This is a genomic window from Enterococcus sp. C74, assembly GCF_040887125.1.
GTDB lineage: Bacteria > Bacillota > Bacilli > Lactobacillales > Enterococcaceae > Enterococcus_B > Enterococcus_B hirae.
Window position 1 is genome coordinate 18175 of sequence record NZ_JBFOFA010000012.1, and the last position, 14937, is coordinate 33111.

10 protein-coding genes are annotated in these 14937 nt (G+C 38.0%); 1 reads left to right on the top strand and 9 read right to left on the bottom strand.

Going from position 1 to position 14937, the window contains the following annotated elements:
* Positions 1 to 30 precede the first annotated feature (30 nt).
* From AB3H93_RS12715 to AB3H93_RS12740, 6 genes are all read right to left on the bottom strand, one after another.
* The gene (locus tag AB3H93_RS12715) at positions 31 to 2184 is read right to left on the bottom strand and encodes a penicillin-binding protein 2 (protein WP_010738122.1); all 2154 of its coding nucleotides are present in this window, start codon (positions 2182 to 2184) and stop codon (positions 31 to 33) included.
* Between the two features lie 259 nt (positions 2185 to 2443).
* Positions 2444 to 3292: a MurR/RpiR family transcriptional regulator gene (locus AB3H93_RS12720; protein ID WP_034700537.1), complete on the bottom strand. Its 849-nt coding sequence runs from the start codon at positions 3290 to 3292 to the stop codon at positions 2444 to 2446.
* 361 nt (positions 3293 to 3653) lie between these two features.
* Positions 3654 to 4508 (bottom strand): hypothetical protein, encoded by an 855-nt coding sequence (locus AB3H93_RS12725; RefSeq protein ID WP_368020655.1) that lies wholly within the window; start codon positions 4506 to 4508, stop codon positions 3654 to 3656.
* A gap of 274 nt (positions 4509 to 4782) precedes the next feature.
* Positions 4783 to 6723 carry a threonine--tRNA ligase gene (gene thrS / locus AB3H93_RS12730; protein WP_368020656.1) on the bottom strand — a complete coding sequence of 647 codons (1941 nt, stop codon included), beginning with the start codon at positions 6721 to 6723 and terminating at the stop codon, positions 4783 to 4785.
* A 326-nt stretch (positions 6724 to 7049) separates the two neighbouring features.
* Complete coding sequence (locus tag AB3H93_RS12735; protein ID WP_002287649.1) at positions 7050 to 7229, bottom strand: 2-hydroxymuconate tautomerase; 180 nt, start codon at positions 7227 to 7229, stop codon at positions 7050 to 7052.
* 113 nt (positions 7230 to 7342) lie between these two features.
* Positions 7343 to 9136: a heavy metal translocating P-type ATPase gene (locus AB3H93_RS12740; RefSeq protein ID WP_228197609.1), complete on the bottom strand. Its 1794-nt coding sequence runs from the start codon at positions 9134 to 9136 to the stop codon at positions 7343 to 7345.
* Positions 9137 to 9334: 198 nt separating this feature from the next.
* Between AB3H93_RS12740 and helD the strand changes: the two genes are divergently transcribed.
* Complete coding sequence (gene helD, locus AB3H93_RS12745; RefSeq protein ID WP_368020657.1) at positions 9335 to 11614, top strand: RNA polymerase recycling motor HelD; 2280 nt, start codon at positions 9335 to 9337, stop codon at positions 11612 to 11614.
* A 111-nt stretch (positions 11615 to 11725) separates the two neighbouring features.
* On the opposite strand, the gene AB3H93_RS12750 is transcribed toward helD, so the two are convergent.
* The 3 genes from AB3H93_RS12750 to AB3H93_RS12760 form a co-directional block, all read right to left on the bottom strand.
* Positions 11726 to 12364 (bottom strand): hypothetical protein, encoded by a 639-nt coding sequence (locus tag AB3H93_RS12750; protein ID WP_010719653.1) that lies wholly within the window; start codon positions 12362 to 12364, stop codon positions 11726 to 11728.
* A 295-nt stretch (positions 12365 to 12659) separates the two neighbouring features.
* The gene (locus AB3H93_RS12755) at positions 12660 to 13379 is read right to left on the bottom strand and encodes a YebC/PmpR family DNA-binding transcriptional regulator (protein ID WP_010719654.1); all 720 of its coding nucleotides are present in this window, start codon (positions 13377 to 13379) and stop codon (positions 12660 to 12662) included.
* Positions 13380 to 13661: 282 nt separating this feature from the next.
* Positions 13662 to 14816: a nucleotidyltransferase gene (locus tag AB3H93_RS12760; RefSeq protein ID WP_342082141.1), complete on the bottom strand. Its 1155-nt coding sequence runs from the start codon at positions 14814 to 14816 to the stop codon at positions 13662 to 13664.
* Positions 14817 to 14937: the final 121 nt, after the last annotated feature.

Consider the following 14937-nt stretch of genomic DNA (forward strand, 5'->3'; position numbering starts at 1 on the left):
CTGGAACGGTCTTTTTAGTTGTTGGTCTTTTTATTTTGCCATGAACATATCGTAGTAAGTGTCCATGATTTCTTTTGCAATGACTAGATTCATATGATCTTTTTCATCTAATAAGTTCGGTAGAACGACACTAATTGCAATTTGTGGGTTATCACTCGGACCATAGGCCACGATATTACTATTTACTGTGGTAATATCTGGATGACCTTCAGCTACAGTTTCGGCTGTACCAGTCTTAGCAGACAAATCCATTTTTGCACTAGCTAAAGGTTTAGCTGTCGTATACGCATCTGTTCCATGAACAACTTGATGGAATCCTTCACGAAGGATCGACATATCAGCTGGAGAAATATCAACGGTATCTTCGACTTTTGTTTCCAGCTCTTTTTTCACCGGACCAAGGTTCCCATTTTCATCATTTCCATAGATTCCCTTGACTAAACGAGGTTGGATTCTCTTACCACCATTGGCTACAGTTGAAGCATATTGCGCTAATTGGATCGGTGTATAGGTATCAAACTGACCAAAAGCTAAGTCAGTAAAGTTACCTGGTGTGTACCATTGAGCGCCATTATCTGCATTAAATTTCTTCATAAAATCAACAGAACGAGAAATCCCTGGTGATTCATTTGGTAGATCAATCCCAGTTTTTGTTCCTAAACCAAACTGTTTGAACGCTTTACGTAATTCTTCATAGGCTTTTGACTCTTCATTTAGTGAAGGAAGTCCCATATTTGGTGTATATTCCAATCCCAGCATTTTCAACGCAACTTTGATCATATACGTATTCGATGATAGTTCAAGTGCTTTGACTGCATTGATTGCAATACGCCCGCTTCGATTAAAGACCGAACTCTTTTCAGAAGAGCCTTGTAATTTGATTGGCTCATCGACTAACACTTGGTTACCTGAGATCACATTCGTTTGCCAACCAGCAGTTAACGTACCTGCTTTGACTACTGACCCTGGAGTAAAGGCGCTAGTAATATTCCCCAAAGCATTTTCTGTCAACTCTTTGGACCCTTCTTGGTGGCTAAATCCTGTCATAGCCAATATCTCACCGGTTTGTGGATTCATCGCTACTGCATACGCCCCTGGCGAATAAGTTGCTTTTCCACTATCCACTAATTTTTGGTAGTTTGTCTTTAAGATATTTTCGACTTTGGCTTGGAAATCAGCGTTAAGAGACAACATGAGGTTGGACCCTTTTTCACCAGCAAAGATTTCTTTTTGATTCGTTACATTCCCATTACTATCGAGGGTTACTTCATATTGGGTTTTTGTTCCTTGTAAAACATCTTCATATTGCTTTTCAAGGTAACTTTGTCCCACACGATCATTACGAGAATAGCCTTTAGCTAAGTATTCATCTACTTCATCAGCTGGTAAACCTTGTTTTTCTGTTGTCACACTACCTAAAATACTTTTGATTGAGTCAGCAGCCGTGTATTGACGTGTCCAGTCGGTTCCTGTGGATACTCCAGGTAGTTCTGAAGCATGTTCGGAAACAACCGCTAATTCTTGATCAGTCACACCTGAATTTTTGATAAATACCGTGTTCAATTCATACGCACTATTCATGCGTTTAAAAATTGTCGCGATTTTTAATTGTTCTTCATTGAAGTTGATTTCACTATCGGTTACTTTATCAACTAACGCTTTGTATTGATCGCTGGAATCAAGTTGTTTTTCCTTTGCTGTTAAGCGTTCCGTTGCTTCTTTCAAATGCTTAGGATCAGCTAACCAAAAGTCTTTTTTATCTCGTTCAGTTAAATTTTCATCAACTGGCACATTGATTAATTGATTTAGTCTTGTCGCTACTTTAAGCAGATCCTCTGCCGTCATTTTTGTTCCTCTGGTGAAAGTAATTGCTTGATTCGCTTGGTTCGTCACCAATGGTTTACCTGTCGAATCGTAAATCATCCCCCTCGGAGAACTGGTTTGGATCGTTAGTGTCGATGATGATTTCACTTTGGCTTCCATTGCTTCGCCATTAACGATTTGTAGATAACCTAATCGTGCAATCAATGCGACGAATAATGTAAATATGATGAAAAAAAGAAAATTCAACCGAAAAGGGACATGGGAACGTCGAAATGTTTTGTTTTTCGGCTCTTGTGCACCTTTTTTCAATTTATCCATCCATGAATTGTTTAATAGTTTTTTCATAAACTCTCTCATCATTCCTATCTTTTTCCTACTTACTGTTATGTTTCATTGTACCTAAATTTCTTGAAATAAAAAAGAAGAAACGAAAATCACTAATAAATTCTTTAACTTATTTCAAGTTGATATTCTTTTTTTGTTTCACAGGATAAAATCGTGTCAAGTTTTCAAACAATTCAAACCTTTAAAAAATAAAGTTTTTTATTTAATTTATCATTTTCTTATCGTGAAACACAACAAATGATATTTTTACTGTGGAAAACTTTTTATAATGCTCTTACCGTTTTGAACCAAAGTATCCTTTAATTACTTGTCTGGTTTCACGAACTTTTTCCCCCAACTGTTCATTCTTTGTCATATATAAATAAAAAATAATATCGATAGTAACAAACTGAGCCAGCAAAGAATTTGTAGCAGCGCTTCGATTGGTTATTTCCTTTGGACGTGAGGTTTGTACAACAACATCCGCCAACTTACTTAAAGGATTATTTCCAAATTGCGTTAAAGCAATTACCTCAATGCCTAAATCTTTTGCGATTTCTCCAACTGCTACGACATCCGCGCTACTACCAGAATTGGAGACTAACCATAATACTTTTTTGGTTTCATTGCTTACTAATTGAGGAAGTAAAACATGGATATCTTTTTCAAAAATAATGGGTTTGCCTACTCTAGACCATTTTTGCAAAATGTCTTCCACCACTAAAGATGAAGCGCCCACGCCATATAGAAAGACTGTTTCAGCACTTTCCAGGGTCTCAACCACTTCTTGAATTTTTTCTTCATTTAAAATGTCCACCGTTTCTTTGATTGCCACTTGCGCATTATTTCCCAAAATGTGTTTGATCGAATAAAATGATTCGTTTGGATGAATATCACTGAAGCCTTCAACGATACCGGTTTGTAACTCGGTCGAAATATTTATTTTGAAGTCAGTCAAACTTTGAAACCCAATTTTTTTAGAAAATCGGACAACTGTGGGCGCACTTAACCCAGCAGCTTCTGCTAACTCGTTCGCAGTCATCGTGGGAATTTTTTCTACATTTTTGATGATATAATCAGCGAGCTTTTTTTCAGTTGAAGAATACTCCTCCATCATGCTCTCAATACGGCTAATAACGCTCATTTGTCTCACTTCCTTTTTCTCTTCCAGTCTAGCTAAGTATACCATATCCCACTAATAAGATCGTGACGTCTGACAAGAAAATTTTGTCATCATCTGTAAATAAATGTTGGAGAAAAAGTATGAGGCTAAAAAATAATTGATGAGGTTCGGCTACAGCAATAAAGCCCAAGGCAAGCCTTGGACTCTTAGATAAAAGATTAATTTTTCAAGAAGAATGGGCGATTGCAGCTCCTGGTTATCCTATCATTCATATGATAGTTGCACTCTTTATCATGAAAATTTTGTTGTCTCACGTTGAATACTTTTGATAGAAGTCACGAGTATTTAGCTCCAATTTATAAATGATGTCATGACAGAACTTTTAGAGTTGGTGTTCCGCATGTGCTGCTCCTAATTGATTCCTAGAAGTTGAGAAGTTCATAGCATGTTGGATTTTCTCACTTATTTGTGCTAGTCTTTCTTCCTTAGTATTCTCGAATGGTTGTATTGATCGACTGAAAAGTTGTTCTGGCATATTATTTCTATTTGACGATCTTGCTAATATTTGTTCCATTGTTAACAACACTTGTTTTTCTTCATATTTTTCTTGCTGTATTTTTTCTACTACTATTTTGTTTAGGTCTTGATTCCTCATTTTTTGGCTATTGGAATATAACAGTCGGTTGAAAAACTGCTTAAACAAATTTTTTCTGAGACCAAGTTTAGTCTGCTCTTCATTTCTTTGTTTCATTTTGATTTTCGTTACAGGTAAAATATTCTCCATTTCAGTCTTAGCGCGAGGAGCTATTTCGATTTGATTCGTAAAATTACTTTTATGAGGAATCAGAGTTGTTTTGAACGCACGAATTTTTGTTGCCATTCGTTTCCGATCGTTTCTTATGTAACTGATCATTTTTGTTCTGAAAGAGCGGTCAAGCTTATGGATTTCCTGGTAAGTATTATTTAGTACTTTCTCAAGCATAGAAAAATCTCGCCTAATCAATTCCAACATTCGTTTAGCGGGACCAACGGACTTCGAATTTTTTTGATTCGTGGATTTATGTTGACTCCTTTGTTTAATCGCATGTTCAATTTTTACGATTAAATTTACTGCTAAGTTCTTTTTTTTATGATTGGCTTGTTTTGACTGCATTTCGTTTGTTTGCTCGCTTAACTCATTTTGAGCTACGTTATTTCCTTTTTTATTTAGCCTTTTATTTGTAAAAAAAGTTCCCATTTTCAGCCCTCCTTTTTTCCTTTTCAACCTAATAATAGCATAAGATGAAAGGCTTGCTTATTCATCTTTTCGTAATTTCAGAAAAAAAGATTCTCATTATCGCTTTGTTGTTTCAAATTGCATGCTTTAGCTTTAACTCTTAAAAAGATATGGGAGAAGCGTAACAATCCGCTTAGTAAAAAACCGATGGTATCAAAAATCGTTTTCGATTTTCGACACCATCGGTTTGATCTTACATTCTAGGGTAGTCAGGTCACTTTTCCAACTATTGAAATTAACCTTGTCTACTATAATTTTGGACTTCAGCAACCATCGCATCAACGAACATGTTGAGATCTTCTACTGAAGTTTCTTTGCTTCCATATCGGCGAATATTGACCGTTGCATCAGCCACTTCTTTATCACCAACGACTAGTTGATATGGTATTTTTTGTGTTTGTGATGCACGAATCTTATAACCCATTTTTTCATTGCGGTCATCTACTTCGACACGTAGACCTTTCATTTGTAGACGTTCCTTGATTTCATAAGCATAGTCACTATGCGCTTCAACTGAAACAGGAATGATCGTTGCTTGGATCGGTGCTAACCAAGTTGGGAAAGCTCCTTTGTAAACTTCAGTTAAATAAGCAACAAAACGTTCCATCGTTGAAACGATCCCACGGTGGATAACTACTGGACGATGTGTATTTTCGCCATCTTCACCAACATAAGTTAAATCAAAGCGTTCTGGAAGCAAGAAGTCTAATTGGATCGTTGATAATGTTTCTTCTGTTCCTAAAGCTGTTTTGACCTGAACATCCAATTTTGGACCATAGAAAGCAGCTTCTCCTTCTGCTTCGAAGTAATCCAATTCCAATTCATCCATTGCGGCTTTTAACATCACTTGCGCTTTTTCCCACATAGCATCATCATCAAAATATTTATCCGTGTTGTTCGGATCGCGATAGCTCAAACGGAAACGATAGTCTGTAATATTGAAGTCAGCATAAACTGCGACCATCAATTCCAACGTACGTTTGAACTCATCTTTGATTTGATCAGGACGTACAAAGGTATGCCCATCGTTCAATGTCATTTCACGAACACGCTGTAAACCTGATAGCGCACCTGATTTTTCGTAACGGTGCATCATGCCTAGTTCAGCGATACGGATTGGTAATTCGCGGTAGGAATGGATCGCATTTTTATAGACCATCATATGATGCGGACAGTTCATCGGACGAAGAACTAACATTTCACCATCACCCATATCCATTGGTGGGAACATGTCTTCTTGGTAATGATCCCAGTGACCTGATGTTTTATACAATTCTACATCTCCCATGATTGGTGTGTAGACATGTTGGTAACCTAAGCTGATTTCTTTATCAACGATATAACGTTCAATTGTTCGACGAATCGTTGCACCTTTAGGTAACCAGAATGGTAAGCCTGAGCCAACTTGTGGTGATACCATAAATAGATCTAGTTCTTTTCCTAATTTACGGTGGTCTCTTTCTTTTGCTTCTTCACGTAGACGAATAAATTCTTTTAAGTCTTTTTTATCAAAGAATGCTGTCCCATAGACACGTTGCATCATTTGATTGTTTGAATTTCCACGCCAGTAAGCTCCAGCTACAGATAATAGTTTGAAGACTTGGATACGACCGGTTGATGGGACATGTGGTCCACGGCATAAATCGATAAATTCCCCTTGTTGATAAGCAGTGATTACTTCCTCATCTGGTAATTCACTGATCAATTCTACTTTATAAGGATCACTTGCAAAGATTTCCAGAGCTTCTTCTTTAGAAAGAACTTTACGTTCGATCGGTAAGTTTTCTTTCACGATTTTCATCATTCCTGCTTCGATTGCTGGAAGATCTTCGGCACTGATTTGGTTTTCACCGTTGTCTGTGTCATAGTAAAATCCTGAATCGATTGCTGGTCCGACACCGAAATGGATATTTGGGTACAAGCGTCTCATAGCTTGTGCCATCAAGTGTGCGGTTGAGTGACGTACCAATGCTAATGCATCTTCGTGGTCAGGTGTAACGATCTCGATTGATGCATCTTCTTCGATGCCACGATTCAAGTCAATCAATTGACCGTTCACTTTACCGGCTAATGCTTTTTTAGCTAAACTTTTAGAAATACCTGCAGCAATCTCAGCAGTCGTGATTCCCGCATCAAACTCTTTCACTGCGCCATCTGGAAAAGTAATTTTTATCATTAAAATAGCCTCCTTTGATTTTTTGATTGAATGAGTTGACACCAATAAAAAAGTCCCAGCACCTCATAAAAGAGATACTAGGACGAAAGATTCGTGGTTCCACCTAATTTCGAACGTTTACACGTTCCTTGAGCGTTATAACGGTACGACCGCCTTTGTTTCAACAAAGGTTTCGAAAGTGGTCATCCTTTGGTTTTCTTCTGGAAAAGTTTCAGCCTGGCTTTTCCTCTCTTATCGAAGACTCTCAAATTCAGTTGTCTTTCTCATCAATCAACTATGTGTTTATTTAACCACTAATAAAAAGAAAAATCAAGTGTGGGTGTGACTTATTTTTTCCATTCACCATTTACACCATAAGTGCCTTTTTTCATTTCATTGATAATCACATGGATATGTTCTTTTGGTGCTTGGGTATTTTTATGAACAGCTTCTGTAATATCTTTCATCATATTTTCTAATTGTTCTGGACTACGTCCTTCAACTAGTTCTACGTGTACAAATGGCATTGTCTCGTCTCCTTTTAATAATTGCTATCTTAAATGTAAGTGGTCTTTTCAAACCTTCTTCTATGCTATGATCATACCGCAAAAAAAGCAAAGAGAAAAGGTCTTTTCTGATGTTACGTGTGGGATCGCTCATTTTTAGCCCGCAACGCACTTAAAATCGAAACAGTGTCTACCACTTCTTGGAGAACCGCTCCAAACAAAGCGGGGATTACACCCGTACTAGCAACCAGCATTAAAAAAACACAAATAAAAATACCGATTAAAACAGATTGTTTCGCTACTTTCATCGTATCTCTGGAAATCGTTATAGCAGTAGCAACTTTTGTCAAATCATCTTTTAGTATCACCGCATCAGCACTTTCGCTAGCTGCCGTTGATCCGTGTGCGCCCATGGCTATTCCAACATCTGCGATCGTCAAAGCTGGAGCATCGTTGACCCCATCGCCCACCATCGTTACGGGACGTTCACTTTCGGGAATACTCTCAAGGATATTCAATTTGTCCTGTGGCAAACAACGAGCATGAACAGCCGTGAGCCCAACCTCCTTTGCAATTGATTCAGCGATAGCCGGTCCATCCCCTGTAATCATCATCAAATCCGCTACACCCATTTTTTTCAATTGTTCAATCGTTGCTTGTGCTTCTGGACGCAGCACGTCTGAAAATAAGATCGTACCCGAAAAATGGTCATCAATCGCAACATAGATAGCTGTTTTAGTAGATTGGCTTTCTTTGGCACCGACAAATGAAGCTCTGCCAACTTTAACGAAATGCCCATCTACTCTAGCTTGTATTCCTTGCCCCGTGATCTCTTTTAATTCATTCACTGGCAATAATTTTTCGCTATCGACTTCATGGACTAGTGATCGGGCTAAGATATGACTTGATTCTTGTTCGGCACTTGCCGCATAGACCAAGAGCGTTTCTGATGTTACACCAGCTTCTGGGTGAATACTTGCTACTTCGAGGACCCCTTTAGTGATGGTACCCGTTTTATCAAATGCAACTGTCTTGGTTCGTGCTAATTTTTCCAAGGCAGTTCCTGTTTTGATGACGATTCCGTTTTTACTTGAACGACTCATTCCTGCCACTAAGGCAATCGGTGCAGCTAAAATCAAAGGACAAGGTGAAGCAACAACGAGAACTTCTGCGAAACGAACAGGATTCTTCGTGACCCACCAGGAAATACCTCCGATCAAATAAGCGATCAATGTAAAAGGCACCGCATAACGATCCGCTAAGCGTACAAAATGAGCTGGTTTTTCTTTTGATTCTTCGACCAATTTAATAATTTGTTGGTATTGACTATCAGCTGCTCTTCTTTCAACGATCATTTGAACGGAACCGTCCCCATTGACTGAGCCAGACATCAGTTCATCGCCTGCTTTTTTTAATACAAGTTTGGCTTCACCCGTTAATGAAGACTCATCAAATTGCGACTCACCTTTTACTACTTTTCCGTCAACGGGCACTAATTCTCCTGGTTTCACCACTAATAAATCATTAATCTCAACAGCTTCTACTGGAATATCTTTCAATTGGTCATTCATCAATTGATGCGCTGTGCGTGGTGTATTGTCCAATAACGTTTGCAATTCTCGACTAGCTTTTTTATTGGCATAGTCTTCCAAACTGTCTCCGCCAGTCAACATGATCAGGATCATCAAACTGGCCCAGTACTCTCCTACCACTAATGTCGCAACAATCGCTGTGATAGCAAGAATGTCCACACCATATTTACCTGAACGTAATGTTTTAATCATCTCAATAAACATAAAGAAAGCCAAAATGCCACCCGTGATCGCGATAATCAGAAATGCAAGTGTGGGTCGTTTAAAAATAAATTCGCAAATAAGTGCCGTCATTCCAATCAAAACGGTGATTGAAAATTTTTTAAAATGTGTCATATTGTTCACTCCCTACAATTTTAGGATACTGACTTAGAACTAGAATGAAAACTATTTACACTTAACTGAAAACAACTCTCACTCTCATTGATTTTCTTCTTTCACTTTCTTTCGAACAAATAGTCAAAGATACCTTTTTCTCACTTTTTGTGCTATACTTTTAATTCGTTATTTACGGCGGAAGGAGTAATATACGCAATGAATGAAAGACAACTAGAACAACAACACGTGGATGAAACCATTCAGTTGATCCAGCTTGAGCAAAAGCTATTAAACACTAAACAACAATCTCTTACCCAAGAGATGCAAGATTCTACGAAAGACACCGCCAGCCATAAAATCAGAGGTGGGTCTAATGAATCCTTTTATGAATCAGCTGTCGAATACCGCCAACATGAGCAAGAATTGCTTTTAAAATACCATACGCTTGAATCGCAGCAAAAAAGGCTCCAAACGTTAACAGTTATGGAAGACAACCCTTACTTTGCCCGAATCGATTTTAAAGAAGAAACAGATGCAGAGACACTTTATCTAGGAATCGCTTCTTTAAGAGATCTCTCTGAAGAAACAATCGTAATCGACTGGCGTGCCCCAATTGCTAACCTTTATTACGAAGGGGAAATTGGACCAGCCTTCTATGAAACAGATACTGAAAAAATCAATGTTGAATTACTGCTGAAACGTCAGTTTAAAATCTTAGATGGAAAAATTATTTCGATGGTGGATACTTCTGAAGTGATCAACGATGATTTCTTACTAGAGATCCTAGACGATGCCTCAAGTGCGCATATGAAAAATATCGTCTCTACGATCCAAAAAGCCCAAAATGCCATTATTCGTGATACAACAAGTCAAGTGATGTTGATCGAAGGAATCGCTGGTAGTGGAAAAACATCCGCTTTATTACAACGGATCGCCTTTTTACTTTATCACAATCGAAAATGGTTAGATGCCGAGAACGTTTTACTTTTTTCTCCTAATCATCTTTTCTCTGACTATATTTCGACTGTTTTGCCTTCTTTAGGTGAAAGTGGTGTACCTACGCAAACCTTCAAGTCTTATTTGGAACAGTTATTACCTGAATTTTCATTGTTAGAAGAAGAGCAACAAGAAGTTGGTTTTTTATCTGGAGACAAGGACCCGATCCAAACCTTCAAAAGCGGTCTTCAACTAATCCATCAGATTGATCGTTATATCGATCATATTACTGGTTTTGGTCCCTTGTTTAGAGATATGAAAATTAACGGTCGGACGATTTTAGCAAAAGAATCGATCCGCAAATGGTATCAAGAAACCAATGAACTCTTACCGTTACATCAACGTCTCTCCTTGTTGCAAACAAAATTATTAAAAAAATTGGGTGGACTCCAAAAAGATGAGATGCGTCAAAAATGGGTCAAAGAATTAGCAGAAGAACAATTGCAAGACTTATATGCGAATGATCCGAACCTTGAGTATACGGAGCAAAAAGAACAGTCTTTACGGAAAAAACTAGCGAATCAAATCGTGAAGAAAAGATTCCGTCGAATCTACCGCGGAATCAATCAGTTTCAATTTGTCAATTTGACCAAACAATATCTTCACTTTTTACAAACCGTACCTCAGGCGCTGTTGGCTAAAAATGACATTAGCGCAACGATGTGGAACGATCATTCAGCCTTATTAAAAGAGAAGCTTCGTCAACGAGAACTACGACAAGAAGATGCAGTATTATTCTTCTTGCTGATGCGTCGCATCCATCCAGTGTCTGTGATGCAAAAAGCTCGCTATATCTTTATCGATGAAATGCAAGATTTCGCTCCCGCTCAGGTAGCACTTTTACAAGCGATCTATCCAAAAGCTAATCTCACTTTTTGTGGTGATCTAAATCAAAATGTTTTCGGCAATGAAACGATTACTGGCTCTTTGGATCAACTATTTAAAGACCAAGAAATCACACACTTCCAGTTAACGACCAGCTATCGTTCAACAAAAGAGATCACGGATTTTGCGAATCATTTTCTTACTGAGGAAAATCAAGTAGAAACGACGGCTCGCAAAGGTACGCTTCCTTCTATCGTGAAAGGTTCCTCCTTAGGAGAACGATTAAATTGGTTAAAAACTACGCTTGAAACGACTCAAGAAAATACCCGTTACTGGCGTACCGCAATCATTGGTAAAACACAGACTGAGTGTGAACAACTCTATGAACAGTTGCCCGTATACTTAAAAGATCGTGTCCAATTGATTTCTGATGAAACAGATTTTATGAAACGACAAATCGTCCTACTACCAGCATTCTTGGCAAAAGGGCTCGAGTTTGATCGCGTTTTCTTATGGGGAATCGATGATACAAACTTTGCCACTAACCAAGATCAATTAGTTCTTTACACCATGTGTACAAGAGCCATGCACGAACTCGTTTTAGTTACTTCTGAATCTGAAAGTCCTTTGATTGAATCCATGGACCCAGCATTATATACCACTATCAATATATAAAAATAAAGGGTTGTGACAAAATTTTTGTCACAGCCCTTTATTCTTAATAAACGGTGTTAAAGAAGTAGCTTCAAGAATAAGAAGCTAACCACTTAGTCACAACCTCGCCTTTTAAACAAATGATTCAGTATCTGGATACTTTAATTTAACTAATGAAATAATCATTCGCAATTCTTCTATATTTTCAGGATACTCAGGATCAAAGACTTTACTATGACGCCCAATCCCCCCGTTATCTATCAGCCGATAAATTCGATTCCAATCAATAAACTGTTCGATTGATCGGAAGTTACTGATCGGATAGCCTCCACTATCAAGGATTTCTGATAAACGAAAAGCTAGATAAGCACTGTCGATCACTTTTACTTTTTTAGAATCATATTTTTCATTTTTTTCAATTAAGATTTTTGTTGGTTGATGTTTTAAGCTCCATTCTAACAAACGAAAGAAAGCTTCCATACGATAATTTTCTTCAAATAATCGAAAGGTTGAATCTGAACGTCTAAAAAGTAAAGGGATTAAATAATTTCTTTTGTAAATCAACATGGGGACGCGATCAACCATACATTCCAGATAGCGATTAAGGTAACCAGTACCTACGTAATTTCCTAAACGATAACCTTCTACACCATAATGGGCATATTTTTTTGCTAATTTTGAACAGTCTGTGATATTCACAGCTAACTCTTCGATCTTTTGGTAACCGCTTAAAATACGTTCAAAAGGCTCTAAACTAATTTTTGCTTCCATAAAATTTCCCCGCCTACATCCACATTCCTATGTATCATTTTTCCAATAATACGTCTATATCAATAATAACACAGGACGAAACAGAATAAAAAATAAAACATACGAAAAAAAGATAAAATCATTGATTCGTCATAAACTACTGTTTTTTCAGAACGAATGATCTTCTTTTAAGCGTAAAAAAATAGTCTGAGAGACGAATCGTCCCAGACTATTAGCAGGTGTAAAAACGAAAAAAGGATAAATCGCAAGTCGAAAGCTATCCGATGCTTTCACAACCTTCATTCGTTTTTATCGTTTAGTCTTCCAATGCTACATTATGGAAAACATGTTGAACATCTTCCAACTCTTCCAACGCATCAATCATTTTTTCAAATGTTTCTTGGTCTTCTGGTGAAAGTGTCACTTCATTTTGAGGAATCATTTGGATCTCAGCAATTGAAAAATCAGTGATTCCTTTTTCTTTCAATGCTTCTTGGATACTGTGGAAATCAGCAACTTCACCATAAACGATGATTTGTCCATCTTCTTCCATGACATCACGTACATCAATCTCTTTATCCATCAAATATTCAAGGATCTCATCTGCATCATCGCCGGCAAAACCAAAAATCGCTGTATTGTCGAACATGTAAGAAACAGCTCCAGAAACACCCATATTTCCGCCGTTTTTACCAAAAGCAGCACGTACATCAGCAGCTGTACGGTTCACGTTGTTTGTTAAGGTATCAACGATGACCATTGAGCCATTTGGTCCGAATCCCTCATAACGTAATTCAGAATAAGTTTCATCTCCCGCACCTTTTGCTTTTTCAATTGCACGGTCAATAATATGTTTAGGTACATTATAAGTTTTCGCGCGTTCAATGACGAAACGTAATTTTTGGTTAGCGTGTGGGTCTGGATCACCTGATTTTGCTGCTGCATAGATTTCAATCCCGAATTTTGCATAAACTCGGCTATTATTTGCATCTTTTGCGGTTTTTTTCGCTACGATGTTTGCCCATTTACGTCCCATATTCTCACTTCGCTTTCTAATTTTGATCGTTCATTTCTGATAGTGGTTAAGCACAAAAACGTCCTGTTCCATTATACTTGTGAATCTGGATTCTGTGAAGTATTTTTTCTAAATCTAGTCATTTTTTAGGGAGGTGTTTCCTTGTATGATCGATTATAGTCGTCTCTTGGAATAGCTACTCAACAAGCTAGACAAAGAATTTTTTACAAAGCGACATATTCAAAATATTGAACTAAACTTTCATTCAGATTAGTCATTTCACTTTGTTCCCACCAACCAGGTTTATTTCGAAACATAAGGTCTTCTTCCAAAATTTTGTTCAGGTATCGCCCCACCGAGTTGATAGATTTGATCACTCCGAACCAAAAGGTGTGCCAATTCTGCTTCTTTTTTGCCGATTTTTGAGATTAAGGGTATCTCTTTCTTTTCTTTTAAAAACTGTTGTCCTGCCTTGGTGAATCCTAAAATATTCAAGTAACATTTGGCTTGTTGGTCATGGATTTCCTCATGATGGATGTTCAATAATACGTAACAAGCTAAACGTTGGATTCTCGTCCAAGTATATCTTTTCGTCTTGACTAAAGTGACAAATTCCTCGAAAGAAGTGGCTTTTTTCGCAGCCGATTGCATTCTCACTTCAAGTCCTTCCGTCATCTGATAGATAGTTTTCAAATTGGCTAGCTCCGTAGAAAGCAAACGATAACGTAACAAGGGCCAGTAATTCGCCCATGTTTGTTGCGAACCTGCTTCGATCATCGCTGCGGTGGCAGCAGGTATAAAATCCGTTACGGAGCGTTGTTCACTGAGCGCTTTGCGAATAGCGGTCGCACTTGCGATGGAGGAACTGCTCCATTCTTCATCGTGATAACCAGCACTTTTTCTGGTAATCGGTACTAATTTCATTGGCTGGGCATACTGGGCATTTTCTTTCGCATAGCTTAACCCTAAAATGTGATTAGGAGAAGAAAAATCGAGAGCGATTTCTGGATAAAGTGTGTTGAACACTGCTGTCATCTTCTGCGGATAGCTCATTCCTTGATCAGATAAACGTTGAAATTCACGGTCAATCCTTAATTGGTTTTGCTGTACAAATTTCCCAAAAGCTTCGTAATTAAATGTCGACTCTTCTTCTGTACCAAAACAAAGATGTGTACAGCCGAGCATCTGTAATAATCGCACAGCTCCTTTGGCAAAGTAATCTGCTGATTGCACAGACCATTCTATCGGTAGTTCAATGACCAAATCCACTCCGTTTTGGAGGGCAGCAGTTGCTCTGGACCATTTGTCGATAATTGCAGGCTCACCACGCTGTAAAAAATTTCCACTCATCACTGCTATCACGATATCTGCGCCCGTTTGTTCACGAGCCATTTCCGCATGATAGCGATGCCCATTATGGAAAGGATTATATTCAACAATAATGCCACAAATTTTCATCGCATTTCCTCCGTTTCTTAATAGGAATAAAACAAACAGTTCATTCTTTCGGTCAATCCTAAAATGATCAATTTGGTTTTTAACTGTAAAAAAATAAGCAGGAGAAATCGAAAAATCGTTT